This window comes from Neisseria sp. P0021.S006 (assembly GCF_051956895.1).
The window spans coordinates 1-437 of record NZ_JBQCWZ010001289.1; the positions used below are offsets into that span (position 1 = coordinate 1).

1 protein-coding gene is annotated in these 437 nt (G+C 54.5%); it reads left to right on the forward strand.

From position 1 onward, the window contains the following. On the forward strand, positions 1 to 412 hold a 412-nt coding region (locus tag ACTHUM_RS19925), incomplete at its 5' end, for a phosphatidate cytidylyltransferase (protein ID WP_440403997.1). Between the last annotated feature and the right edge of the window lie 25 nt (positions 413 to 437).

Genomic DNA, 437 nt, shown 5'->3' on the forward strand with positions numbered 1-437 from the left:
GCCTGAAGACGCGCTGTCTTTATTGGCGATTATGGGCTTGGTGTGGGTGGCCGATATTGGCGCGTATTTCTGCGGCAAGTCGTTTGGCAAGCGCAAAATTGCGCCGACCGTCAGTCCGGGTAAAAGCTGGGAGGGTGCGATCGGCGGCGCATTGTGCGTTGCCGTGTACATGACCATCGTATGGAAAGCCGGTTGGCTGACTTTTGAAGCCGGTTGGTTCAAAACGATTTTGATCGGCTTGATTCTGACCGTGGTTAGCGTGTGCGGCGATTTGCTGGAAAGCTGGCTCAAACGTGCGGCCGGTATCAAAGACAGCAGCAATCTGTTGCCGGGACACGGCGGCGTGTTCGACCGTGTGGACAGCCTGATTGCCGTTATCAGCATTTATGCCGCTTTCGTATATTTGTTTTAAACCGCCTGTCTCACGTTGTTGAGGG